Raw genomic sequence first — 24,407 nt, forward strand, 5'->3', positions numbered from 1 at the left:
AGCCCCGCCTCTATGACCGCGACCGCGCCCACCCTCGGCCTGTCCCTCCTCGGAGGAGCTCCCGACCAGACGGCCCTGATCGCCGACGGCACGCGGATCGACTACGCGGAACTGCGCGCTCGGGTGGGGCGGCGCCGGGACGAGCTCGGCGACGTGCGACGACTCGTGATGATCGCGGCGGGCAACGCCATCGAGCCGATCGTCACCTACCTCGCCGCGCTCGAGGGCGGGCACCCGGTGCTGCTCGTCTCCGGTGACGAGGACGAGGCGGCGGCGGCCGCCCATCGCGCGTCGCTGATCGCTCGGTTCGACCCCGATGTCGTCGCGCACGACGGGCCCTCGGGCTGGACGATCGATGAGCGCCGCGCCGGGAGCCGCCACGAGTTCCACCCCGACCTCGCCGTCCTCTCGAGCACCTCGGGCTCCACGGGCTCGCCGAAGCTCGTGCGCCTGTCGGCCGAGAACGTGCGCAGCAACGCGGCCGCGATCGCGGAGTACCTGCAGCTGACCCCGGCCGACCGCGCCGCGACGACGCTGCCGCTCCAGTACTGCTACGGGCTCTCGGTGGTCAACAGCCACCTGCTGAGCGGGGCGAGTCTGCTGCTCACGGAGCGCTCCGTCGCCGACGAGGAGTTCTGGAACCGGGCGCGCACGCACGGTGTGACCTCGTTCGCGGGTGTCCCCTACACGTTCGAACTGCTCGAGGCGCGAGGCTTCGACGGCGGCGACCTGCCGTCGCTGCGCTACCTGACGCAGGCGGGCGGGCGGATGGCTCCGGACGCGGTGCGACGGTTCGCGCACCTCGGCCGCGAGCGCGGGTTCGAGCTGTTCGTGATGTACGGGCAGACCGAGGCGACCGCCCGCATGGCCTACCTCCCGCCCGACCTCGCGATGACGCACGCCGGCACCATCGGCCTTCCCATCCCGGGCGGCGCGTTCCGCATCGACGCCGTCGACGGCGCCGAGTCGGGCGAGCTCGTATACGAGGGCCCGAACGTCATGATGGGGTACGCCCACGGCCCCGACGACTTCGCGCTCGGGCGCACCGTGACCGAGCTCCGCACCGGAGACGTGGCACGGCTGCGTACGGACGGGCTGTACGAGATCGTCGGCCGCATGAACCGCTTCGTGAAGGTGTTCGGCCTGCGTCTCGACCTCGATCGCGTCGAGCACCTCCTCGCCGACGAGGGGATCGAGGTGCGCGCCGCGAGCGCCGACGAGCGGCTGCTGCTGTTCGCGACCTCCGAGCGCGCGGCCGCCCGTGCGCGCGAGCGCGCCGCCGCCCTCACGGGCGTGCCGGCACGGGTGATCGGCGCGTACGCGGTGGACGAGTTCCCGCGCACGTCCAACGGCAAGCGCGATTACGCCGCGCTGGTGCGCTTCGCCGACGTGCACGACCGCACCGCGACGACGGCCGCGGCAGGACCCGCTACTCCCGCCGCAGTCACGCCCGAGACCGTGCGCGAGCTGTACGCGGCGCTCCTCGGCAAGCCGGACGCGGGCCTCGACGATTCGTTCGCCGGGCTCGGCGGCGACTCCCTGAGCTACGTCGAGGTGTCGCTGCGCCTGGAGGACCTGGTCGGCACGCTCCCCCGGGACTGGCCGACGCGCACGCCCCGCGAACTGGCGGCAGCCGCTGCGCCCCCGCAGCCCCCGGTCGCGGACGTGGAAGCGGATGCCGCGTCCGCGCGTGCTGCGGCGGCAGCGGCCGTGCAGCCCTGGCGACGCCGCCTCGCGTGGACGCGCCTGGAGACGCCGGTCGTGCTGCGGGCGGCGGCGATCTTCCTCATCGTCGCGACCCACGCCGACCTGTTCGCTCTGAAGGGCGGCGCGCACCTGCTCCTCGCCGTCGCCGGCTACAACCTGGCGCGATTCCAGCTGGCGCCCGTCGCAGGCGCCGCACGCCTGCGGCGGCTGGGGCGCAGCGCCGCCCAGCTGGCGGTGCCGGCGGTGCTGTGGATCGGTGCCGTCGCCCTCGTCACCGGCCAGTACGCGCCGACCACCGTCGCACTCGTGAACAATCTCGTTCCCGGCGACGGACGGTGGAACGAGCAGTGGCAGTTCTGGTTCCTCGAGGCGATGCTCTGGTCGTTCGCTGGGGCGGCCGCGCTGTTCGCCGTCCGCCGCGTCGAGCGGCTCGAGCGCCGGGCGCCGTTCGCGTTCGCCCTCGTCGCGCTCGCCGTCGCGCTGGCCGCCCGCTTCGCGATCGCCGGACCCACCGCCGAGTACGTGGAGCGCTACTCGGCGCCGGTCGTCCTCTGGCTCGTCGCGCTCGGATGGCTCGTGGCGCGCGCCGACACCACCGCAAAGCGGATCGTCGCCTGCGTGGTCGCCGTCGCGGCGACCTTCGGCTTCTTCGGCGAGCCGTGGCGCGAAGCTGTCGTCGCGGGCGGCATCCTCGCCCTCGTGTGGGTCAGGGCGATCCCGCTCCCCCGCCTTGCGGTGCCGCTCGTGGTGACCGTGGCCGGGGCGTCCCTGTTCGTGTATCTCACGCACTGGCAGGTGTATCCGCCGTTCGAGCAGAGCGCGCCCTGGTTCGGCACGCTGCTGTCGTTCGCGGTCGGCGTGGTCGCCTACCGGCTCTACGTCGCCGCCGGCGCCCGTGCGGTGGCCGGGTGGGCGCGACTGCGTCGCGCGGCGGCGCCGCTCAGCCTGCGGCTGCGACGCGCGTGACGACGCTCCCCGTCGTGGCGGTCTCACCCGACGCGGCGTAGAGCACGACGCCGCCCTCCACGATCACGCGCACGGCCGTGCCGGGCGCGAACGCCGCCGCGCGATGCTGCGGCACCCGGTACATGAGCTCGGCCTCGAACTCTCCGGTGCCGACGCGGAGGCGCAGGTCGGCGGTCGACCCGGCCGGACGCACCGCGACGACGGTGCCGTTGGCCACCGGGGCCAGGGTGGCCGCTGCCCCGTGCGTCGCGGCGGCCACGCGCAGCTGCGCAGGGCGCACCATCGCCCGCACCCGGGACGCTCCTCCCGACAGATCGTGCCGCACGTCGAGTCGGCCGAACCCGCACTCCACGCCCTTCTCGTCCGATCGGGCCGGGACCACGAGGGCGTCGCCGAGGAACAGCGCCACGCTCGCATCGATCGGCGCGTCGTACACGGCCATCGGGTCGCCCGACTGCACCAGGCGACCGCCGACGAGGACACCCACCTGGTGCCCGAACGACAGCGCCTCATGCTGGTCGTGCGTCACCAGCACGGCGGTGACGCCGCTGCGCTCCAGCACGTCGACCACCGCGTCGCGCGTCGCGGATCGCAGGCCGGTGTCGAGGGCGCTGAACGGCTCGTCGAGCAGGATCACGCCCGGATTCTGCGCGAGCGCCCGCGCGAGCGCCACGCGCTGCTGCTGCCCGCCCGACAGCTCGTGCGGCATGCGGTCCGCGAGGTCGGGGTGCAGGGAGGCGAGTTCGAGCAGCTCCCGCACACGGGCCGCCCGGCCGGATCCCCGCGGGAGCCCGAACGCGATGTTGCGGGCCACCGACAGATGCGGGAAGAGCGCGCCGTCCTGCGCGACGTAGCCGATGCCGCGCCGGTGGGTGGGAACGGCCCGGCCGTCTCCGGACAACCGGCGCTCGCCGAGGCTGATCACCCCGGCGTCAGGGTCGACGAACCCGGCGACCAGACGCAGGAGCGTGGTCTTGCCGCTGCCCGAGGCGCCGACGAGCGCGAGACGTGTGCCCCGGGGAACCTCGAGCGAGACGTCGCGCAGCACCTCGGTGCCGCCGTACGCCTTCGACACACCCTCCAGTCGAAGCGTCATCTGAGGGTCCTCCCCGTCGCGTGCGTGAACATGAGGGCGACCGCCGGCACCGACAGGAGCACCAGCAGCACCGCGTACGGTGCGGCACCCGGGTAGTCGAGGGCGGATGCCGCCGACCAGAAGCTCGTCGCCACCGTGCTCGTGCCGGTCGGGGCGAGCAGCAGCGTCGCGGTCAGCTCGTTCGCCGCGCCGAGGGCGACGAGAGCCGCACCTGCGCCGATCGCGGGGAGCAGCAGCGGCACCGTGACCCGCAGGCGGGCGGCGACGGGCGGCACAGCGAGCGCGCGCGCGGCCTCCTCGAGCGATTCCGGCACCTGCGCGAGGCCCGCGCGCAGCGGCACGAGCGCCCGCGGCAGGAAGATCACGACGTAGGCCGCGACCACGGTGAACGCCGTCTGGTACAGCGACGGCGCGAACGCGAGCGTGACCGCCACGAACGCGAGCGCGACGATGATCGCCGGGAGGCTGCTCGCGAGATACGCGGCACCCTCGAGCAGTCGCGCCAGCCGGCCCGGGTAGCGCACCGCCAGCCACGCGAACGGCAACGCGACGGCGATCGTGCAGAGCGCACCCGCGAGCGCGAGGCCGAGCGTCTGCAGCGCTGCGATGCCGACGTCGCCGAAGGCCGCAGCATCCGCTCTCAGAAGCCACCGGACCACACTCGTCAACGGCACCACCAGCGCGCCCGCGAGCACGGCCGCCACCGCGACGAGCGCCGGCACGGTGAGCCGGCCGAGACCGAGGGTCTCCGGCGGGTGCGGCGAACCGCCGCCCACGCGGGCGTAGCGGGCCCGGCCGCGGGCGGCCGACTCGGCGCCGAGGAGGATCAGGCACAGGAGCGCGAGCACGAGCCCGAGGGCGGCGGCGTTGGGGCCGGCGAACATGCTCTCGTAGGCGACGACGATGGCCGTGGTGAACGTGTCGAAGCGCAGGAAGGCGAACGCGCCGTACTCCGCCAGCAAGTGAAGTGCGACTACGAGCGCCCCGCCGAGCACCGCCAGCCGCAGCTGCGGCGCGACGACCCGGAAGAACACCGCCCACGAGCCCATGCCGAGCGAGCGGGCCGATTCCTCGAGCGCCGGATCCAGACCCCGGATCGCGGCGAGGGCGGGCAGGTAGACGAGGGGGAAGTACGCCAGCGTCGCGACGAGCACCGCCGCCCACAGTCCGTTCATGGACGGGATCGCGCTGGCCCAGCCATAGCTCGCGACGAACGCCGGGATCGCCAGCGGAGCGGCCAGGGCGACCTTGACGAATCCGCGGCCCGGGAGCGTCGTCCGCTCGACCAGCCATGCGCCGCCGACGCCGAGCACCACGGTCGCGGGCACCCCGATGACCACCAGCAGCACCGTGTTGACGAGCAGCTCGGCGACCTTCGGCCGGAAGACGAGCGCCGACAGCTCGTCCCATCCCATCGCGACCGCCGCCTGGACGACGTACCCGATCGGGATGAGGGCGCCGAGAGCGAGCACCGCGACGACGACGACGAGCGCGGCGGGCGGGCGCCTCTCGTCCGTGCCGCGCGCGGGTGTTCGCGTCTGGAGCTGGGTCAGAGGAGTCCGGCTTCCGTCATGAGCTCGATGACCGCCGGCCCGTTGAGGGTCGACGGGTCGATCACGGGTGCGTCGAGCTCCGCGAGCGGGGGCAGCTCGGGCTTCGCCGCCACGTCGGACGCCACGGGGTATTCGAAGCTGTAGCCCTCGCCGAGGATCTTCTGACCCTGCTCACCGGCGATGAACGCGAGGAACTGCTGCGCCTCGTCGGCGTGAGGTGCGTTCTCGAGCACGCCGCCGCCCGAGATGCTGACGAAGGCACCCGGATCCTGGTTGCCGAAGTAGTGCAGGTCCGTGTTCGCGCTGTCTTCGGCCGCGGCGTCCTGATCGCGGAACCAGTAGTAGTGGTAGATGATGCCCATGGGCACCTCGCCGGCGTTGACCGCCTTCATGGTGACGATGTTGTTGCGATACTCGACCGCATTCTCGGCCATGCCCTCGAGCCAGTCGCGCGCGCCGTCCTCGCCCTGGGTCGCGAGCACGGCCGACACGATCGCCTGGAAGTCGGCCTTCGCAGGCGCGGCACCCCACTTGCCCTTCCACTCGGGGTCGGCGAGGTCGAGAAGGGATGCCGGAAGCTCGCTCTCCGAGATCAGCTCGGGGTTGTAGACCAGCACGGTCGAGCGTGCGGCGATCCCGGTCCAGAGGCCCGACGCCGGACGGAACTGCTCGGGCACCAGCTCCAGCGTGGACTCGTCCACCGGAGCGAAGAGGCCCGCCTCTTCGACGAGCGACATGGCGGGCGAGTTCTCGGTGAGGAACACGTCGGCCTTGGACGCCGTCCCCTCCTGCACGAGCTGATTGGCCAGCTCGCTGTCGTCGCCGTTGCGGAGCACGACCTCGATGCCCGTCTCGGCCGTGAAGGCGTCGGCCCACTCCTCGGTGAGCTGCTCGTGCTGCGCGTTGTAGACGACGAGGGCGTCCGGATCGGCGGCGGCATCGTCACCGGCCGCACCACCGGCGCAGCCGGCGAGGGCGAGCGCCGCGATCAGACCGGGTGCGGCGAGGATGGCGCGCAGGCGCGCCGAAGACGGGAGGCGTGAAGGCATGGGGAACCCCTCGAGAACAGACAGGTAAGGCTAGCCTAAAGCACGCGATCCTTGTGTTTCGTCCGGTTCCCTCGTCGGCGCGGAGCCGGGACGCTCAGTACCAAATGCTCAGCCGCGGCGCCGTGTGCCAGCCGAGCACGCTGGTCGCCATGGCGAGCGCATTCACGGATGACTCGGCCGCGGCATCCGTCACCGTCACGCGTCCTGCCGCGGCCAGCGTCGCGAGCGAGACGCCACCCAGGTACGTGGCCGAGAGCTCGGTCACGCCGAGCGCCACCGTCACCGCGTCGACCGTCTCGCTTCCGAGGCTCCGCACGCGCCCGGCCCCGGACTCGTCGACCTCGAGAAGATAGCGGCCGGCGGCGATGCCGAGCGGGTCCGACACGTCGAGCACCAGCGTGCCCGCTCCGCCGTAGCGGCGCGTCTCGAGCGACGCGACGACGTCGAGGATCCGCACGTACTGGTGGTCGCGCACGGTCACCTTGGCGGCGCGCTGGTCGGCGATCATCCACAGGAGCGGTTCGTCGACCGACAGCTGGGACGCGTGCACCTCGGCGACCAGATCGAGCTCGAGGAGGAAGCGCCACAGGGCGGCGTACGCGTCGTCGGTCTCGGCCAGCAGGTAGTGGACGTCGACGGTCGCCTTGGTGAAGTCCTCGTGGTTCTCGCGCACCGCGTACACGGCGGCGCCGCGGACCTCGCCGTCGGCATCGGCGTACTGCACGGCGCGCTTCTCGCCGGTCTTCTCCGCCGCGGGATTGGTGCCCGCGAAGCCGTCCCAGTGACTGCCCGGCACGTCGATCTCGCCGGCGACCGACGGGCGCACGCGCTCGTGCAGGACGGGCAGCAGCTCGCGCACCCGCTCGCGGCTCACGAAGTCGACCCGACCCCCCGGGCGCGGACCGATCCACGCCGCGCGCTTGGTCTCGATGCGCCACTCCGCGCCGGCCGCCGCGGGGGCGAAGCCGTAGCGCCCGTACAGCGGCGACTCGCTCACGGTCAGCATCGCCATCGGCACCCCGGCCGCATGCGCGGCCCGCAGCTCGCCCTCCAGCATCGCGCGCGCGACGCCGCGGCGCCGGTGCGTCGGCGCCACGGTGACCGCCGAGATCGCGCAGGACGGGATCACCGCGTCCCCGGGCACCGAGAGCTCCCCGAGCCACGAGGCGATGGTCGCGACCGGGGCGTCCGCGACGGGCGCCTGCGGGTCGTACACGCCGGTGAGGCGGCGGTAGCCGCTGCGCTCCCGCGACGCGGCGATCTGCTCGGCCGATCGCTCGCCGTCCTGGAAGCCGCGGGCGACCGACTGCAGCCACGAGGGGTAGTCGTCGCCCTCGACGGCGACGCGCCGGTACTCCAGCCCGCCGTCCGCGAGGCGCGAGCGCGACTCCTCGTCGACGGGTCCCGCCCGGAAGGCGGCCCGGTCGTCCTCGCCGACGGCGACGGTGCGGGAATCGAGCGTGGTCATGTGTTCCTCTCCGCCGTCGCAGGGACGGCTCCGGTCGGGTGCGCGCCCGCCGGCCTCAGTTGATCACACGGGCGCCGGCCACCGGCCCGTGCACGTGCAGCGCTTCGTACCCGGCGGCCGACAGCGTGATCTGCAGCTCGAGCGCCGACTCGGGGTCGCCCGTCAGGAAGGCCAGCGTAGGCCCGGACCCCGACACCATCCCGGCGAGCGCGCCCGACTCCTCGCCGAGCTCGAGCACGTCGCGCAGCTCCGGACGCAGCGACAGCGCCGCGACCTGCAGGTCGTTGCGCGCGTGCTCGGCGAGCGCGACGGGGTCGGCCGCGCGCAGCGCCTGCAGCACCCCCGGGTCCACCGCCGGCACGCGCGCACCCGCGACGATGTCGGGACGCGCGCGCAGCTGGTCGAGGTGCGCGTACACCTCCGGCGTCGACAGCCCCGCCTGCGACGGCACGACGACCCAGTCGAACCGCCCCTTGGCCAGGGCGGGACTCAGCTCGTCGCCCCGCCCGGTGCCGACCGCCGTCCCGCCCATGAGCGCGAACGGCACGTCGGCGCCGAGCCGCGCGGCGAGCTTGTGCAGCTCGGCGGTGCCGAGCTCGGCTCCCCACAGCGCGTCGCAGGCGACGAGGGCGGCCGCGGCATCCGCGGATCCTCCGCCCATACCGCCGGCGACCGGCACGTGCTTGACGATGTCGAGGTGCACGCCGCCGGTGTGACCGACGCGCTGCGCCACGAGCCGCGCGGCGCGCACGGCGAGATTGCGGTCGTCGGCCGGGACGCCCGAGACGTCCACGGTGCCCGAGACGGCGATCGTGAACTCGTCGGAGGGCGAAGCCCACACGTCCTCGTACAGCGAGACCGCCTGGTAGGCCGACGCCACGTCGTGGTAGCCGTCGTCCTGCACGCCGCCGACCTCGAAGAAGAGGTTGAGCTTGCCCGGCGCCCTCACGCGGACGCCATCGGCGGCGAGAGCCTGGCTCACCGGTTCGCCGATTCCGCCCAGAGATCGACGTCGATGCCGTCCGACAGGGCGTCGATGCGCTCCTCCTCCTCGGTCGTGAACGCCGGGCCCTCGAGCGCCTTCAGGTTCTCGTCGAGCTGCGCCGGGCGGGAGGCCCCGATGAGCGCCGAGGCGACCACCGGGTCGCGCAGCACCCACTGGATCGCCATCTGCGCCAGCGTCTGCCCGCGCTCCTTCGCGATGACGTCGAGGGAGCGCAGCGTCGACAGGCCCTTCTCGCTGAGCGACCCGGTGGGCAGCGATCCGCGCTGCTGGGCGCGCTCGGCAGAGCCGTCGCCGAGGTACTTGTCGGTGAGCAGCCCCTGGGCGAGCGGCGTGAACGCGATGGCGCCCATGCCCTCCTGCCGCAGCACGCCCGTCAGGCCGTCCTCCACCCAGCGGTTGAGGATCGAGTACGCCGGCTGGTGGATCACGAGCGGCGTGCCGAGGGAACGGGCGACGGATGCCGCGACCGCCGTGCGCTCGGCGCTGTAGGACGAGATGCCGACGTAGAGCGCCTTGCCCTGCCGCACCAGCGTGTCGAGCGCGCCCACCGTCTCCTCGACGGGGACGTCGGGGTCGACGCGGTGCGAGTAGAAGATGTCGACGTAGTCGACGCTCATGCGCTTCAGCGACTGCTCGGCGCTGGCGAGGAGGTACTTGCGCGACCCGCCGTTGCCGTAGGGACCGTGCCACATGTCGTACCCGGCCTTGGACGAGATGATGAGCTCGTCGCGGTACGGCGCGAAGTCCTCGCGCATCATCCGGCCGAAGTTGGTCTCGGCGGTGCCGTAGGGCGGGCCGTAGTTGTTCGCGAGGTCGAAGTGGGTGATGCCGCGGTCGAACGCGTGGCGCAGCAGCGCACGCTGGTTGTCGAACGGGATGTTGTCGCCGAAGTTCCACCAGAGTCCGAGCGACACCGGGGGCAGCGTGAGACCCGACGTGCCGACGCGGCGGTACTGCGCCCCGTCATAGCGCTCGCCAGCGGCGGTGTAGGGGCGGTGGAGGTCTCCTCCACGGGACAGGTAACGCGCGTCTTCGCTCACCGGTCCAGGCTAGCGATGTCGGCGGGCCTGCGCAGGAGCCGGGCACGGCATACGAGCCCCACCCGGCCGGAGGCGGGCACGGCACATGGCAGAACCGTCTGTCAAGGGCCTTCGCCGGAAACGCGCCCGTAACGGACTCTCACTTATGGTGGCGACACCGGGTCCCGCGCACTTCCGCGCCGGCCGGTTCCCCACCCCGAAGGAGGACGCATGAGCCTGCTGTCTGCGCTGCCGCCCGCAGCCGACCCGTGGAGCGTCCTCGTCGAGCGCGGCGACGTCGTCGTCGATCGCGGCATCCTTCATCTCGTGCACGACGACGTCGCGCCGCACCACGCGCGCGAAGCCGACCTGCTGCTCGTCGCCGCGGCCCTCGACGACGCCGGCATCGAGACGCTCCTGATCCGCCACGACAGCGGGGTGCCCGCGCTCGCGGTCGACCTCGCCCACCGGGAGGCGGCGCTGGCCGCCCTCGCCGAGCTGTGCACGCGGGAGCCGCTGTATCTGAAGGCCAAGGGACGGCCACCCGTCCTCGCGTCGGATGCGGCGCCGATCCCCGACGCGCCCGCCACGGTGCGCCTCTTCCGCCCGCGCATCACCCGCGGCGGGTCGCTGCGCTACGGCGCGGCCCTCGGTGTGCACCTGGAGTTCTGGCGGTTCGGATCCGAGACGGTGGAGGCACCGCGCGACAACGCGCTCATGCGCCGCCGCACGGCCGCCGAGGACGTCGCCTGCACCACGGTCGAACGGTACGACCGGGTGTGGCGCACACCGGCGGGGATGTTCGATCCCCACCCGCTCGAGGTCACCTACGACATCGACATGGTCTTCTCATGGGTCGACGGCTCGTCGAGCGACTTCCGCCGGCAGCGGGCCGCGCAGCTCGCGGAGTACGTCGTCGGCGAGGGGGACGACGGCCCTGCCCGGTACCGGCACGTGGACGAGCTGCGCTACGCCCTGCGCAGCGTGCACATGTACGCGCCGTGGGTGCGCCGCATCTTCATCGCGACGGACTCCCCCGCGCCGGCGTGGCTGCTCGACCACCCGAAGGTCACCATCGTGCGCAGCGAGGAGTTCTTCGCCGACCCCTCGGTGCTGCCCACCCACAACTCGCACGCGGTCGAGGCGCAGCTGCACCGCATCCCCGGGCTCGCCGAGCACTTCCTCTACTCCAACGACGACATGTTCTTCGGGCGGGCCGTCGCGCCGGAGATGTTCTTCACCCCGGCGGGCGTCACCAAGTTCGTCGAGTGCGAGGTGCGCATCGGCGCGGGCGACCCGGCGCTGCACCGCAGCGGCCACGACAACGGGCTGCGCGTGAACCGCGCCCTGCTGAAGGAGCGGTTCGGCCGGACGATCGTCCGCGACCTGGAGCACTGCGCTGCTCCCCTGCGCAAGAGCGTGATGGCCGAGCTCGAAGACGCCTTCCCCGACGATTTCGCCCGGACCGCGGCATCCCGCTTCCGCTCGGCGACCGACATCTCGGTGACCAACAGCCTCTACCACTACTACGCGCTGCTGACCGGGCGGGCGGTCCCCACGCGGGCACCGCGCGTCCGCTACGCGCAGACCACCCTGCCCCGCGGGCTGCGGCTCATGGAGCGACTCGCGGAGCGGTGCGACGCCGACATGTTCTGCCTGAACGACGGCGGCGAGAGGGAGGTCGCCGAGGAGATCCGCGTGCGGGCGATCCGCAGCGCGCTGGAGCGGATGTTCCCGGTGCGGGCGCCCTGGGAGCGCGACGAGCTCAGCGCAGCACGGGAATCGGCTCGGTCGGCGCATCCCTCCGCGCGGCGGTAGCGGCAGGAGCTGCGGCGCGGATCGCGGTCAGCGGGGCGACGCCGGCAGCCTCGAGGCGGCGGCGCGCCTCGTCGGCGTCGATGTGCTCGAGCGTGCGCGGTGCCGACACCGGCACGACCGAGTGCACCACGGTGTCGTCGTACACGTGCACCAGGTTGAAGGCCTGCGCGCCGTCCTGCGGGCGCGTGCCGCCGACGGGCACGGTGAGGTCCTGCGCGTAACAGGTCGACGACGCGACCGAGACCGGGATGCCCGCGAACGTCGCGAAGGTCGAGTAATGGAGGTGCCCGGCGATGATCGCGCGGACGTCGCTGCCCCGCAGCACCGCCGCCAGGCGGGCCTGGTCGCACAGCTCGACGCTCGCGGCGAGGGGCAGCACGCTCGGCACCGGCGGGTGGTGCATCGCGAGGATCGTGCCGAGCGGCGCCGGCGTCGCCAGCACCTCGCCGAGCCACTCCAGCTGCTCGTCGCGCACCTCGCCGTGATGGTGGCCGGGCACGCTCGTGTCGAGGGTGATCACGCGCAGGCCGTCGAGCTCGTCGACCCGGTCGATCGGACCCGGCCCGGCGGCCTCGTCCAGGAGCCCTGCGCGGAACGCGCCGCGCTCGTCGTGGTTGCCCATCACCCACAGCACGCGCGCGCCGAGGCGCTCTGCGAACGGCTCGACGAGCGCGCGGAGGTCGGCGTACGCCGCCGGCTCGCCGAGGTCGACGAGGTCGCCGGTGAAGACGATGGCGTCGGGGCGCACGCCGCTCGCCTCGATCGCGGCGATCGCCTCGGTGAGGCGGGCCGCACCGTCGAGTGCGTCGAAGAGCTGCGGCGTCGTCGCGGCGCGCAGGTGGGTGTCGCTGAGGTGCAGAAGGATGCGTTCGGGGGCCGGATACTCGGCGGTGCGCATGTCGGGTCACTCCGCTCCGCCGCGTGGCGATCTGCCAGTGTTACCGGACGACGGATGCCCGGAATGTTACCGGGAGGTTTCGGGAGAACCCCGATGGCGCGGTGAACATCCGCTGAATTTCAGCTCTGGCCGGTGACCGCGACCGTCTCGGCGATGCGGACGTAGTCGTCGATCCCGAGATCCTCGCCGCGCGCGGTCGGGGCGACGCCGGCGCGTTCCAGGAGAGCGGATGCCGCGGCCGACGAGCCGCCGAGCACCTGAGACAGCGCCTGCCGCAGCATCTTCCGCCGTTGCTGGAACGCCGCGTCGACGATCGCGAACGTGCGCCGGCGGAGCTCGTCGTCGCCGCGGGGCTCGACGTCGCGACGGAAGCCGACCAGCACGCTGTCGACGTTCGGCACCGGCCAGAACACCTGGCGCGACACCGTGCCCGCCAGGCGCCACGGACCATACCAGGCCGCCTTGACGCTCGGCGCGCCGTACACCTTCGATCCGGGCGGAGCGGCGAGCCGCTCCCCCACCTCGGCCTGCACCATCACGACGCCGCGGTCGAGTCCCGGGAAGGTCTCGAGGAAGTGCAGCAGCACCGGCACGCTGACGTTGTAGGGCAGGTTGGCGACGAGGACGGCCGGGTCTCCTGGCAGCTCCGTGACGCGCAGCGCATCGGCGTCCACGACGGTGAGCGCGCCGTCCGCGACGCCGTGCGCCGCGGCGGTCGCGGGCAGGCGCTCGGCGAGGCGGTGGTCGATCTCCACCGCGGTGACCGTGGCCCCGGCCTCGAGGATCGCCAGGGTCAGCGATCCCAGACCCGGCCCCACCTCGACCACGCGGTCGCCCGGGCGCACCTCGGCGACGCTCACGATCTTGCGCACCGTGTTGGCGTCGACGACGAAGTTCTGCCCGAGCTTCTTCGTCGGCGTGACGTCGAGTTCGGCGGCGAGCGCGCGGATCTCGGCCGCGCCGAGAAGAGTCACGGGCATGCGTTCACTGTACCCATCAGCGCGCCGGGATCCCGGCGCCGGGCCCGCGCACCGGCGGATCGGCGCGGAAGGATGCCGCCGGCATCCGTCCTGCGTCCGCGCCGTAGCATACGGCGACGCGCGCCGGAGGCCCTCGCCCTGGGGCCGCACGGCCGCTACCGTGACGGTCATGAACACGACAGGGTCGATCCCCACCGGCGCCTTCTCGATGCGCAGCCCGTACGGTCGTCGCGCGATCGGCCTGTCGGTGGCCGCCGCGGTCGGCGGCTTCCTGTTCGGCTTCGACTCGTCGGTCATCAACGGCGCCGTCGACTCGATCTCGAAGGACTTCGCGCTCAACGACGTCATCACCGGCTTCGTCGTCGCGATCGCCCTGCTCGGCTGCGCGGTCGGCGCCATCATCGCCGGCAACCTCTCGGACCGCTGGGGCCGCCTGCGGGTGATGTTCCTCGGCGCCATCATGTTCTTCGTCAGCTCGCTCGGCGCCGGCCTCGCGTTCTCGGCCTGGGATCTCGCGCTGTGGCGCGTCATCGGCGGCCTCGGCATCGGCATCGCGTCGGTCGTGGCGCCGGCCTACATCGCCGAGATCGCGCCGCGCCAGATCCGCGGCGGGCTGGCGTCGCTGCAGCAGCTGGCCATCACCCTCGGCATCTTCGCCGCCCTCCTCTCCGACGCCCTCCTGGCCAACACCGCCGGGGGCGCCGACAACGTGCTGTGGCTGGGGCTCGAGGCCTGGCGGTGGATGTTCCTCGTGGGCGTCGTGCCCTCGGCGGTCTACGGCATCCTGGCGTTCACCCTTCCCGAGTCGCCGCGCTACCTCATCTCGAAGGGCCGCTTCGACGAGGCGCGAGCGATCTTCGCCCGCCTCGTGCCGGAGGCCGACCTCGACCAGACGATGCGGGAGCTCCAGACCGCGATCGAGACCGACCGCAAGAACGCCGGCGTCTCGCTTCGCGGCCCGGTGCTGGGCCTGCAGCGGATCGTGTGGGTCGGCATCATCCTGTCGGTGTTCCAGCAATTCGTGGGCATCAACGTGATCTTCTACTACTCGACCAGCCTGTGGCAGTCGGTCGGGTTCGACGAGAGCGACTCGTTCACGATCAGCGTCGCGACCTCGATCACCAACGTCCTGGTCACGCTCGTCGCGATCTTCCTGGTCGACCGCGTCGGGCGCAAGCCGATCCTCCTCACGGGCTCGGTGCTCATGACGCTCTCGCTCGGCCTCATGGCGATCTCGTTCCTCTTCTCCACGACCGACGCCGAGGGCGCTGTCGTGCTGCCGGCGCCGTGGGGGCCCATCGCGCTCGTGGCCGCGAACATCTTCGTGATCGGGTTCGGGGCGTCGTGGGGACCCCTCGTGTGGGTCCTGCTCGGCGAGATCTTCCCGAGCCGCATCCGCGGCAAGGCGCTGGGCGTCGCCGCCGGCGCGCAGTGGATCGCGAACTTCCTCATCACGATCTCGTTCCCGGCGATGTCGGCCTGGTCGCTGCCGCTCACGTACGGCATGTACGCGCTGTTCGCGGCGCTGTCGTTCGTCTACGTCGCGTGGCGCATCCCCGAGACGAAGGGCATGGACATCGAGCAGACCGAGACGCTGTTCGTGCACCGGAAGGACGCACCGACCGCGAGCTGACGGGCGGTGGCAGCGGCATCCGTCTTCCGCTCTAGGATGAACGGATGCCTTCGCTCGGCGACCTCATCGCACCACGCCGTCTGGGCAGGGACTTCCGCTGGCTGCTCGCGTCGTCGTGGACGAGCAACCTCGGCGACGGGATCGCGCTGGCCGCGGCTCCGCTGCTGATCGCATCGCTCACCTCGTCGCCGATCCTCGTGGCCGCGGGCGCCATGATGCAGTTCCTGCCGTGGCTGCTGTTCGGACTGCTCGCGGGGGCGGTCGCCGACCACCACGACCGCCGGCGGCTGGTGATGCTCGCCAACGGCCTGCGAGCCGTCATCGTGGGCGTGCTGGTGGTGTTCCTGGTGACCGGCCAGGCCACCGTGTGGCTCGTGCTCGCGACCGCCTTCCTCTACGGCACCGCCGAGGTGTTCGCCGACTCCGCCGGCAGCACGCTCCTGCCGATGCTCGTCAAGCCCGCCGACCTCGGCATCGGCAACGCCCGCATGCAGGCGGGGTATCTCGTGGCCAATCAGCTCGCCGGGCCCCCGCTCGGCGCCTTCCTGTTCGCGGTCGGCTCGTTCTGGCCGTTCGTGCTGCAGGTGCTGTGCGTGTCGCTGGCGGTGCTGCTCATCTCGCGGATCGCGCGCACGCCGGTTCCCGAGCACCCCGCATCCGAGCGGGGCACGAAGGCGCACGCGATCCGCGAGGGCCTGCACTGGCTGCGTCACAACGCGCCGGTGCGCACGCTCGTCATCATCATCCTCGTGTTCAACGTCACGTGGGCGGCGCCCTGGGGAGTCCTGGTGCTCTACTCCACCGAGCACCTGGGCATGGGGCCGGTCGGCTACGGCGCGCTCACCACCGCCTCCGCGCTCGGCGGCATCATCGCGGTCTTCAGCTTCGGGTGGCTCGAGAAGCACGTGTCGTTCTCGACGCTGATGCGGGTGTGCCTGTCGCTCGAGGTGCTCATGCACCTGTGCTTCGCGCTCACGACGTCGTCGGTGGTGGCCTTCATGATCATGTTCGGCTTCGGGCTGTACGCGTTCGTGTGGGGCACGATCTCGACGACCGTCCGCCAGCGGCTCGTGCCGATGGAGCTGCAGGGCCGCATCGCCTCGGTCAACATGGTCGGCGTGTTCGGCGGCCTCGTGATCGGGCAGTTCATCGGCGGGGTGCTCGCGCAGCTGTTCGGCCTGACCGCGCCGTGGTGGTTCGCGTTCGCCGGCTCGGCGATCACGCTCGCGCTGGTGTGGCGCTCGATCTCGCACATCGCGGCCGCGAAGCCGGTGCTCGACCCCGATGAGGCCGACGAGGTCGCGGGCGACGAGGAGCCGGGCGCGGGCGGTCTGCCGCTGCGCGACTGACCGCCGTCGCCGAGACACGGCGTCTCGGTCGAGACGCGGGGCGTCACCCCGGGTCTCGGCGCGAATCCCCGGTATCGACGAGCTCACCGAGCCGCGCGCCCAGCTGCGCGAGGCGCGGCGCCCAGGGGCCGGCCATCACGCCGGCATCCGCGCGGCGGAGCGCCTCGGCGAACGGCACCCACGCGCTCTCGCACACCTCCTCGGGGTCGGGGGCGAGCGCCGGGTCGCCCGGCACGTGGGTGACGTACACGTCGAAGAGCGCGATGCGCTCAGTCAGCCGCCCGACGAGCTCGAGCTGCTCGACCTCGACACGCACGCCGGTCTCCTCGTGCAGCTCGCGGGCCGCCGCCTCGGCGCTGGTCTCGCCGGCGAGGGCGCTCCCCGCCGGGAACTCCCACGTGAGGCCCCAGTCCTTCGCCGCCGCACGCCGGGTCATGAGCACCCGGCCGTCGCCGCGCACCACGCACACCGACGCGACGACGTGGAACAGACCCGCGGGGAAGGCGGGGTCGGCGCGCAAGTGGGTCAGGCCGACAGGCGTGCCCGCGGCATCCACCAGATCCCAGAGCTCGCCCTCCACGGCTCAGTCCTCGAAGCTCCCGTAGACAGCGAGCGTGTTCGCGGCGATCTGCGCGCACAGCTCGTCGACGTCGACGTCCAGCTCGGCGGCCATGAAGCGCACCGTCACCGGGATCAGGTAGGGGGCGTTCGGACGACCGCGGTGCGGCGTCGGAGTGAGGAACGGGGCATCCGTCTCGACCAGGATCCGCTCGCGCGGGATCACCGCGAGCGCATCGCGGAGGTTCTGCGCGTTCTTGAACGTCACGTTGCCCGCGAACGACAGCCAGTAGCCGCGCTCCCCCGCGATCCGCGCCATGTCGGCGTCGCCCGAGAAGCAGTGGAACACCGTCCGCTCGGGAGCGCCCACGCGCTCGAGCGTCTCGAGCACCGCGTCGTGCGCGTCGCGGTCGTGGATCTGCATCGCGATGCCGTGCTTCTTCGCGAGGGCGATGTGCGCCTCGAAGCTCTCGACCTGGGCGGGGATGCCGTCGGCCTCGGTGCGGAAGAAGTCCAGGCCCGTCTCGCCGATCGCGCGCACGCGCGGCTGCGCCGCCAGCTCGTCGATCAGGGCGATCGCCTCGTCGAGCCGCCCCGCCTCCTGGTACGCGGGCGCCTCGTTCGGATGGATGGCGACCGCCGCGAGGACGCGGGGATGGGATGCCGCGGCCCACGCCGACCACCGGCTCGACTCGATGTCGCCCCCGGCCTGCACGACGCCGACGACACCGACGGCCGTGGCGCGCTCGAGCTGCTCATCGAGGTCGAGCCCGACGCCGTCCTCGATCTCGAGGTGCGCGTGGTTGTCGTATACCGGCACCGCGAGGGGCTCGGGCGCGTCGGGGTAGGTGACGTCGCGCGAGCCCTTCTCGCGGGTGCGCACGTACTGCGAGGGGTCCGCCGCCGCGTCGGGGTACGGCACCCGGGGTTCAGCCATCATGCGTCTCGCATCCTGTGCTCGGCGCATGTCCCACTTTCGTTCCCAAGGCCCCCCTCTTGGGGCCGGAATCGGGACATGGATCGTTGAAAGTGGGACACGGACGCCTGGGTGGGGTCAGACCGACTGCTCCACGCGCGGGAAGAGCGGGGCGAGCCCGTTCACCGACGTGCCGGGCTTCAGCACACCCCAGGCGCCGGCCTCGCGGATGGGCTGGTCGTGCAGGCGTCCGAGCGACTCGGCGGCGCCGAGCGCCACCCACAGCTTCTCGGTAGCGACCGGCATCACCGGCGACAGCAGCACCGCGAGCGCCCGCAGTCCCTCGGCGGCCGTGTAGAGCACGGTGCCGAGGCGCGCGCGCTGCGCCTCGTCCTTAGCCAGCGCCCACGGCTCGTTCTCGGTGATGTAGAGGTTCAGCGCGTCGACGATCGTCCAGATCGACGCGATGGCCTCGTCGATGCGGAACCGCTCGATGGCGGCGTCGGCGGCGGTGGCGGCATCCGCCACGGTCTTCTGGATGCGCAGGTCGGCGTCGGTGTAGGCGCCCGGCGGCGGAACGACGCCCTCGAAGTAGCGCTCGATCATCGCGGTCGTGCGCGAGGCGAGGTTGCCGAAGCCGTTGGCGAGCTCGGCCTGGTAGCGGGCCGACAGGTCCTCCCACGAGAACGAGCCGTCCTGGCCGAACGCGATGGCCGAGAGGAAGTAGAAGCGGTAGGCGTCCGAGCCGAACACGTCGGTGATCTCGGTGGGGGCGATGCCGGTGAGCTTGGACTTCGACATCTTCTCGCCGCCGACCAGCAGCCAGCCGTGCGCGAAGACGCCGCGCGGCACCTCGACACCCGCGGCCATGAGCATCGCCGGCCAGATGACGGCGTGGAAGCGCAGGATGTCTTTGCCGACCACGTGGTACGCGGGCCAGCGGCGCGCGAACTCCTCCGGGTCGGTGCCGTACCCGATCGCGGTCGCGTAGTTGAGCAGGGCGTCGACCCACACGTAGATGACGTGCGTCTCGTCCCACGGCACCTTGATGCCCCAGTCGAACGTCGACCGCGAGATCGAGAGGTCCTTGAGGCCGTTCTTCACGAACGACACGACCTCGTTGCGCGCCGACTCCGGACGGATGAAGTCCGTCGACGCGTACAGGTCGAGCAGGCGGTCCTGGAACTCGCTGAGCTTGAAGAAGTAGTTCTTCTCCTGGAGCAGCTCGAGCGGCTTCGAGTGGATCGCGCAGACCTTGAGCCCCTCGAACGGCCCGGTGCCGTCGACGATCTCGGCCTCGGTCTTGAACTCCTCGCAGCCCACGCAGTACAGCGCCTCGAACTCGCCGGCATAGATGTAGCCGCGGTCGTAGATCGCCTGCACGAAGGCGCGCACGCGCTCCTCGTGGCGGGGCTGCGTGGTGCGGATGAAGTCGTCGTTCGCGACGTCGAGCGTCTTCAGCAGCGGGAACCACGACTCGCCCACGAGCTTGTCGACCCACTGCTGCGGCGTGACGCCGTTCGCACTGGCGGCGCGCATCATCTTCTGGCCGTGCTCGTCGGTGCCGGTGAGCATCCACGTGTCGTCGCCCGCCTGGCGGTGCCAGCGCGCGAGGGTGTCGACCGCCACGGTGGTGTAGCCGTGGCCGATGTGGGGCACGTCGCTCGGGTAGTAGATCGGCGTCGTGATGTAGAAGGACGAGGGGCCGGAAGTCACCCGACGAGTCTAGTTCGAGCGGATGCCGCCCCCGGCGCTGTGACCGAAGCCCCGGCAGAAGCCGCCCATGGGCCCGCGAACGTCATAATCCGCGGTCCGGTGTCAGGCGCTCTCGCGCACCACCAGAGTGGTCGGGAGCGTGATCGGCTCGGGCAGCGCACCGTCGATCAGCTGGAGCAGCAACGACACCATGCCCTCGCTGATCCGCTCCCACGGCTGCCGCATGGTGGTCAGCGGCGGCTCGTGGGTGGCGGCCATGCCGGAGTCGTCGAAGCCCGCGACGGCCACGTCGTCCGGCACACGCAGCCCGGCCTTGCGCAGGGTCGCCACCGCGCCCGCCGCCATGAGGTCGCTCGCGGCGAAGACGGCATCGATGTCGCGGGAGCGCTCCAGCAGTCGCGACATCGCGAGTGCGCCGGACTCCTGGCTGTAGTCGCCCTCCTCGACGAGGGCGGAATCGAAGTCCGCGCCCATCTCCTCCTCGAAGCCCACGAGCCGGAACTTCCCGCCCGGGGTGTCGTGCGGGCCCGCGATCATGCCGATCCGGCGGTACCCGCGATTGCGCAGGTACCGTGTCATCTCGCGCGCCGAACCCACCTCGTCCACCGACACCGTCAGCACCTGCGACTCGTGACCGAGCGGGATGCCGCAGCACACGGTGGGCACGCCCGCCTCTAGCAGCTCGTCCACCAGCGGATCGGCCTCGTGCGAGGAGATGAGAAGCACGCCGTCGACGTGGCCCGCGCGGACGAAGTGGGCGACGTTGGCCCGCTCCGCGGGGGTTCCCGCCACGAGAAGGACCAGCGTCATCGAGCGCTGGGCGAGCGCCTCGGCCGCCCCGCGCAGCAGAAGGGCGAAGGTCGGATCCTGGAAAAGGAGGTGCTGCGGCTCGGTCAGGAGGAACGCCAGTGAACCCGCCCGGCCCGTCGCGAGGCTGCGCGCGGCGTGGTTCGCGGTGTAGCCGGTGCGACGGATCGCCTCCTCGACAGCGACGCGTGCGTCCGGCGACACCCAGTGACCGCCGTTGATGACGCGAGACACGGTTCCGCGCGAGACACCCGCAGCGGCCGCGACATCACGGATCGTCGGCTTGCGTCGCACGGACGTCATCTCCTCCACGACCAGCGACTCTACCCCGGTCGAGCGACGCTCCACCCGTCGACACGACGAAACCTGTGACCGGTCACAGTTGCGTAACGGTTCCGGGGTCCAGTTCACGCTGTACCCGCGCGGTCGGGTAAAACTGTGACCGGTCACAGTCATGCGACGCCGGCCACCGCCTTCTTGCAGGACCGCACCTGCACACGACCCGATGGAGTGTTATGACCTCGCCCGACCGCTGGCCTGAGATCCGGGGTATCGCCTACGGAGGCGACTACACCCCCGAGCAGTGGCCGCGAGAGGTGTGGCGCGAAGACGTCGTCCTCATGCGCGAAGCCGGCGTGAATCTCGTGAGCGTGGGCATCTTCGCGTGGGCACTGCTCGAGACGAGCGAAGGCGTGTTCGACTTCGAGTGGCTCGACGAGCTGCTGGACCTGCTGCACGAGAACGGCATCTCGGTCGACCTCGGCACGCCCACCGCCTCTCCCCCGGCGTGGTTCTTCGCCGACCATCCCGACGCCCGCGTCGTCTCGCGCGACGGCGTCACGATGGGCTTCGGCGCTCGAGGCATGGCCTCGCATGCGTCTCCGGCCTACCGCGCGGCGATCGTCCGAATCGCCTCGGCACTGGCCGAGCGCTACGGCTCGCACCCTGCAGTGGTGATGTGGCACGTGCACAACGAGTACGGCGTTCCCGTCGGCGAGGACTACTCCGAGCAATCGGTGCGGGCGTTCCGCGGGTGGCTCCGCGACAAGTACGCCACCCTCGACGCGCTCAACACCGCATGGGGCACGACCTTCTGGGGCCAGCGCTACGGCGAGTGGGACCACGTCGGCGCACCGGCCGCAGCACCCTCGGTGGTGAACCCCGCGCAGCGCCTCGACTTCGCACGCTTCACCGACCACCAGCTCCGGGCCTGCTTCGTCGCTGAGCGCGACGCCATCCGCGCCCACGCGTCGCAGCCGATCACGACGAACTTCATGGCGAACCAGAGCTGGACGACGGACCTCTGGGCGTGGGCGCGCGAGGTCGACATCGTGTCGGACGACCACTACCTGTGGGCGGCGGACTGCGAAGGCGAGATCGGGCTGGCGATCGCCGCGGACCTCTCCCGGTCGGTCGGCGGCGGGGCGCCGTGGATCCTGATGGAGCACTCCACGTCGGCCGTGAACTGGCAGCCGCGGAACGTGGCGAAGCGCCCGGGCGAGATGGCGCGCAACTCACTGACCCACCTCGCGCGCGGCGCCGACGCGATCCTCTTCTTCCAATGGCGCGCCTCGCGCTCGGGCGCCGAGAAGTTCCACTCGGCGATGGTCCCCCACGCCGGCACCGCCTCCCGCGTGTGGCGGGAGGTGGTCGAGCTCGGCGACGCCCTTGGGCGCCTCGAAGAGGTGCGCGGTTCGCGCGTCGCTGCGGACGTCGCGATCCTGTGGGACTTCGAATCGTTCTGGGCCCAGGACCTCGAGTGGCGCCCGTCGGTCGACGTCTCGCACGCCGAGCAGATCCGCGCCTTCTACGAGCGCCTCTGGCGCGACGGCATCACGGTCGACTTCGCGCTCCCGGGCCAGGATCTCTCCGGCTACAAGCTCGTGCTCGCACCCGCCCAGTACCTGCTGAACACCGCCGACGCGGCGAACCTGACGCGCTACGTGGAGGCGGGGGGCACGCTCGTGGTGTCGTTCTTCTCGGCCATCGTCGACGAGAACGACGCGGTGCACCTCGGCGGCTTCGTCGCGCCGCTGCGGGATGCGCTCGGCATCGTCGTCGAGGAGTTCCTCCCCCTGCGTGAGGGCGCCCGCCACGCCGTCGAGTGGACGGGCCCGGCATCCGCCAGGCTCCTCGCCGACGCGTGGCAGGAGGATCTCGTGCTGCACGGCGCCGAGGTGAAGGCGACGTACGTCGACGGCCCGGGGGCCGGTAAGGCAGCGGTCACGCGTCACGCGCACGGCACCGGACACGGCTGGTACATCAGCACCCGGCTGGATGCGGCGGGGCTCCGCACCGTGATGTCCGACGTGTACGCCGACGCGGGCGTCGCCCCCTCGGACCTTCCCGAAGGCCTCGAGGTCGTCATGCGCCGCGGTGATGACGCGGACTACACCATCGCGGTCAACCACCGCGACGACGCCGTCGCCCTCGCCGCGTCCGGCGTCGAGCTTCTCACCGGCGCGGAGGTGGAGGACGAGTTCCTCGTGCCCGCCGGCGGGGTCGCGGTCATCCGCGCCCCGCACATCCCCTGACCCATACGAACCCTGCAACACACACAACCGAAAGGGAAATCATGCGAAAGCAGATCGCATTCGGAGCGCTGGCGCTCACGGCCGCGGTCGTCCTCGCCGGCTGCGCGGCCGGCGGCTCGTCCGAAGAGAGCAGCGAGGCCGACAGCAGCGCGAAGCTCGTCATCTGGACCGATGAGGAGCGCCAGACGGCGGTCAAGGACGCCGCGAAGGCCTTCGAGGAGGAGACCGGCGCGACCGTCGAGATCGTCAAGAAGAACTTCGAGGACCTCCGCAACGACTTCATCGCGCAGGTGCCGACCGGCGAGGGTCCGGACATCACGGTCGGCGCCCACGACTGGCTCGGCGCGCTCGTCGCCGCCGGTGTGGTCGACACGATCGACCTCGGCGACAAGGCGTCGGAGTTCGAGCCCGTCGCTCTCGAGGCCATGACCTACGACGGTCAGCTGTACGCCCTCCCGTACTCGCTCGAGACCATCGCGCTCGTCCAGAACGTCGATCTCGTCGGCGCCGACGCCCCCGCGACGTGGGACGAGATGATCCAGAAGGGCCTGGCGTCCGGCGCCGAGCGCCCGTTCGTCATCAACACGGCGGGCGAGACAGGGGACGGCTACACGATGTACGGCTTCCAGACGTCGTTCGGCGCCCCCGTGTTCGTGCAGGACGCGTCGGGCTCGTACACCACCGAGGTCGGCATGGGCGGCGCGGCGGGCGAGGCCTTCGCGACGTGGCTCGGAGCCAACGGCACCGCCGGCACCGGCTACATCTCGACGACCGTCGACTACGACATCAACAACGAGCTGTTCAACAGCGGCAAGGCGCCCTACACGATCCAGGGCCCGTGGGCGATCAGCGCGTATCCCGATGTCGCGAACATCGCGGTCAACCCGATCCCGTCGGCCGGCGGCGAGACCGCCGCTCCGTTCGTGGGCGTGCAGGGCTTCTACCTGAGCTCGCAGTCGAAGAACGCGCTGCTCGCGCAGGAGTTCCTCGTGAACTATCTCGGAACCGAGGAGGCGCAGCGCGCCCTGTACGAGGCCGACCCGCGCATCCCCGCGTGGTCGACGCTCGCCTCGGAGGTGGCATCCGACCCGGTCATCGCGGGCTTCCTCGCTTCGGCGCAGAACGGCGTTCCGATGCCGAGCATCCCCGAGATGGGGTCGGTCTGGGACCTCTGGAACGCGGCGCAGTCGCAGATCATCAGCGGCGCAGACCCCGTGTCGACATGGAACACCATGGTCTCCGACGTCCAGGCCGCGGTCGAGGGCTGATCCCGGTCGCCTGAACCCGGTCACCGGCACGGTGACCGACATGCTCCGGGAGGCGGGTGAGTGCCT

General features: G+C 71.8%; 18 protein-coding genes. 6 read left to right on the forward strand and 12 right to left on the reverse strand.

Features of this window, described 5'->3' with window-relative positions; genetic code table 11:
* Positions 1 to 12 precede the first annotated feature (12 nt).
* The gene (locus R8Z57_RS00655) at positions 13 to 2,673 is read left to right on the forward strand and encodes an AMP-binding protein (protein ID WP_318351832.1); all 2,661 of its coding nucleotides are present in this window, start codon (positions 13 to 15) and stop codon (positions 2,671 to 2,673) included.
* Here the strand turns inward: R8Z57_RS00655 and R8Z57_RS00660 are convergent.
* The 6 genes from R8Z57_RS00660 to R8Z57_RS00685 form a co-directional block, all read right to left on the reverse strand.
* Complete coding sequence (locus R8Z57_RS00660) at positions 2,648 to 3,769, reverse strand: ABC transporter ATP-binding protein (RefSeq protein WP_318351833.1); 1,122 nt, start codon at positions 3,767 to 3,769, stop codon at positions 2,648 to 2,650. The genes R8Z57_RS00655 and R8Z57_RS00660 overlap by 26 nt on opposite strands.
* Entirely contained in the window at positions 3,766 to 5,241 is a 1,476-nt protein-coding gene (locus R8Z57_RS00665) for an ABC transporter permease (protein WP_318351834.1), read from the reverse strand. The genes R8Z57_RS00660 and R8Z57_RS00665 overlap by 4 nt, the downstream gene beginning before the upstream one ends.
* A 77-nt stretch (positions 5,242 to 5,318) precedes the next feature.
* A complete protein-coding gene (locus R8Z57_RS00670; protein WP_318351835.1) occupies positions 5,319 to 6,371 on the reverse strand; it encodes an iron ABC transporter substrate-binding protein in 1,053 nt (350 codons plus the stop codon).
* Between the two features lie 94 nt (positions 6,372 to 6,465).
* Positions 6,466 to 7,839 carry a GNAT family N-acetyltransferase gene (locus R8Z57_RS00675; protein ID WP_318351836.1) on the reverse strand — a complete coding sequence of 458 codons (1,374 nt, stop codon included), beginning with the start codon at positions 7,837 to 7,839 and terminating at the stop codon, positions 6,466 to 6,468.
* A 55-nt stretch (positions 7,840 to 7,894) separates the two neighbouring features.
* Positions 7,895 to 8,821: a 4-(cytidine 5'-diphospho)-2-C-methyl-D-erythritol kinase gene (locus R8Z57_RS00680; RefSeq protein WP_318351837.1), complete on the reverse strand. Its 927-nt coding sequence runs from the start codon at positions 8,819 to 8,821 to the stop codon at positions 7,895 to 7,897.
* Positions 8,818 to 9,885: an aldo/keto reductase gene (locus tag R8Z57_RS00685; protein WP_318351838.1), complete on the reverse strand. Its 1,068-nt coding sequence runs from the start codon at positions 9,883 to 9,885 to the stop codon at positions 8,818 to 8,820. The genes R8Z57_RS00680 and R8Z57_RS00685 overlap by 4 nt, the downstream gene beginning before the upstream one ends.
* A gap of 210 nt (positions 9,886 to 10,095) precedes the next feature.
* Here R8Z57_RS00685 and R8Z57_RS00690 point away from each other — a divergent pair, with 210 nt between their 5' ends.
* On the forward strand, positions 10,096 to 11,682 hold the full coding sequence (locus tag R8Z57_RS00690) for a stealth conserved region 3 domain-containing protein (protein ID WP_318351839.1): 1,587 nt from the start codon (positions 10,096 to 10,098) through the stop codon (positions 11,680 to 11,682).
* On the opposite strand, the gene R8Z57_RS00695 is transcribed toward R8Z57_RS00690, so the two are convergent.
* Positions 11,630 to 12,580, reverse strand: a complete 951-nt coding sequence (locus R8Z57_RS00695; RefSeq protein ID WP_318351840.1) for a phosphodiesterase — start codon at positions 12,578 to 12,580, stop codon at positions 11,630 to 11,632. The genes R8Z57_RS00690 and R8Z57_RS00695 overlap by 53 nt on opposite strands.
* 119 nt (positions 12,581 to 12,699) lie before the next feature.
* Positions 12,700 to 13,560, reverse strand: coding sequence for a 16S rRNA (adenine(1518)-N(6)/adenine(1519)-N(6))-dimethyltransferase RsmA (gene rsmA, locus R8Z57_RS00700; protein WP_318351841.1), 861 nt, complete (start codon positions 13,558 to 13,560; stop codon positions 12,700 to 12,702).
* Between the two features lie 169 nt (positions 13,561 to 13,729).
* Between rsmA and R8Z57_RS00705 the strand changes: the two genes are divergently transcribed.
* The gene (locus R8Z57_RS00705; RefSeq protein ID WP_318351842.1) at positions 13,730 to 15,193 is read left to right on the forward strand and encodes a sugar porter family MFS transporter; all 1,464 of its coding nucleotides are present in this window, start codon (positions 13,730 to 13,732) and stop codon (positions 15,191 to 15,193) included.
* 44 nt (positions 15,194 to 15,237) lie between these two features.
* Positions 15,238 to 16,542, forward strand: a complete 1,305-nt coding sequence (locus R8Z57_RS00710) for an MFS transporter (RefSeq protein ID WP_318351843.1) — start codon at positions 15,238 to 15,240, stop codon at positions 16,540 to 16,542.
* A gap of 43 nt (positions 16,543 to 16,585) precedes the next feature.
* Here R8Z57_RS00710 and R8Z57_RS00715 read toward each other — a convergent pair whose 3' ends face one another.
* The 4 genes from R8Z57_RS00715 to R8Z57_RS00730 all read right to left on the reverse strand — a co-directional run bounded on the left by R8Z57_RS00715 (position 16,586) and on the right by R8Z57_RS00730 (position 20,842).
* Positions 16,586 to 17,122, reverse strand: coding sequence for an NUDIX hydrolase (locus R8Z57_RS00715; RefSeq protein WP_318351844.1), 537 nt, complete (start codon positions 17,120 to 17,122; stop codon positions 16,586 to 16,588).
* Positions 17,123 to 17,125: 3 nt separating this feature from the next.
* The gene (locus R8Z57_RS00720; RefSeq protein ID WP_318352698.1) at positions 17,126 to 18,037 is read right to left on the reverse strand and encodes a TatD family hydrolase; all 912 of its coding nucleotides are present in this window, start codon (positions 18,035 to 18,037) and stop codon (positions 17,126 to 17,128) included.
* A gap of 117 nt (positions 18,038 to 18,154) precedes the next feature.
* Positions 18,155 to 19,732, reverse strand: a complete 1,578-nt coding sequence (gene metG / locus R8Z57_RS00725; protein ID WP_318351845.1) for a methionine--tRNA ligase — start codon at positions 19,730 to 19,732, stop codon at positions 18,155 to 18,157.
* 102 nt (positions 19,733 to 19,834) lie between these two features.
* The gene (locus R8Z57_RS00730) at positions 19,835 to 20,842 is read right to left on the reverse strand and encodes a LacI family DNA-binding transcriptional regulator (RefSeq protein WP_318352699.1); all 1,008 of its coding nucleotides are present in this window, start codon (positions 20,840 to 20,842) and stop codon (positions 19,835 to 19,837) included.
* A gap of 212 nt (positions 20,843 to 21,054) precedes the next feature.
* Here R8Z57_RS00730 and R8Z57_RS00735 point away from each other — a divergent pair, with 212 nt between their 5' ends.
* Positions 21,055 to 23,073, forward strand: coding sequence for a beta-galactosidase (locus R8Z57_RS00735; RefSeq protein ID WP_318351846.1), 2,019 nt, complete (start codon positions 21,055 to 21,057; stop codon positions 23,071 to 23,073).
* Positions 23,074 to 23,114: 41 nt separating this feature from the next.
* Positions 23,115 to 24,341 carry a maltose ABC transporter substrate-binding protein gene (locus R8Z57_RS00740; RefSeq protein WP_318351847.1) on the forward strand — a complete coding sequence of 409 codons (1,227 nt, stop codon included), beginning with the start codon at positions 23,115 to 23,117 and terminating at the stop codon, positions 24,339 to 24,341.
* Positions 24,342 to 24,407: the final 66 nt, after the last annotated feature.

The sequence above is a fragment of the Microbacterium sp. M3 genome (assembly GCF_033548675.1).
Taxonomy (GTDB): domain Bacteria; phylum Actinomycetota; class Actinomycetes; order Actinomycetales; family Microbacteriaceae; genus Microbacterium; species Microbacterium arthrosphaerae.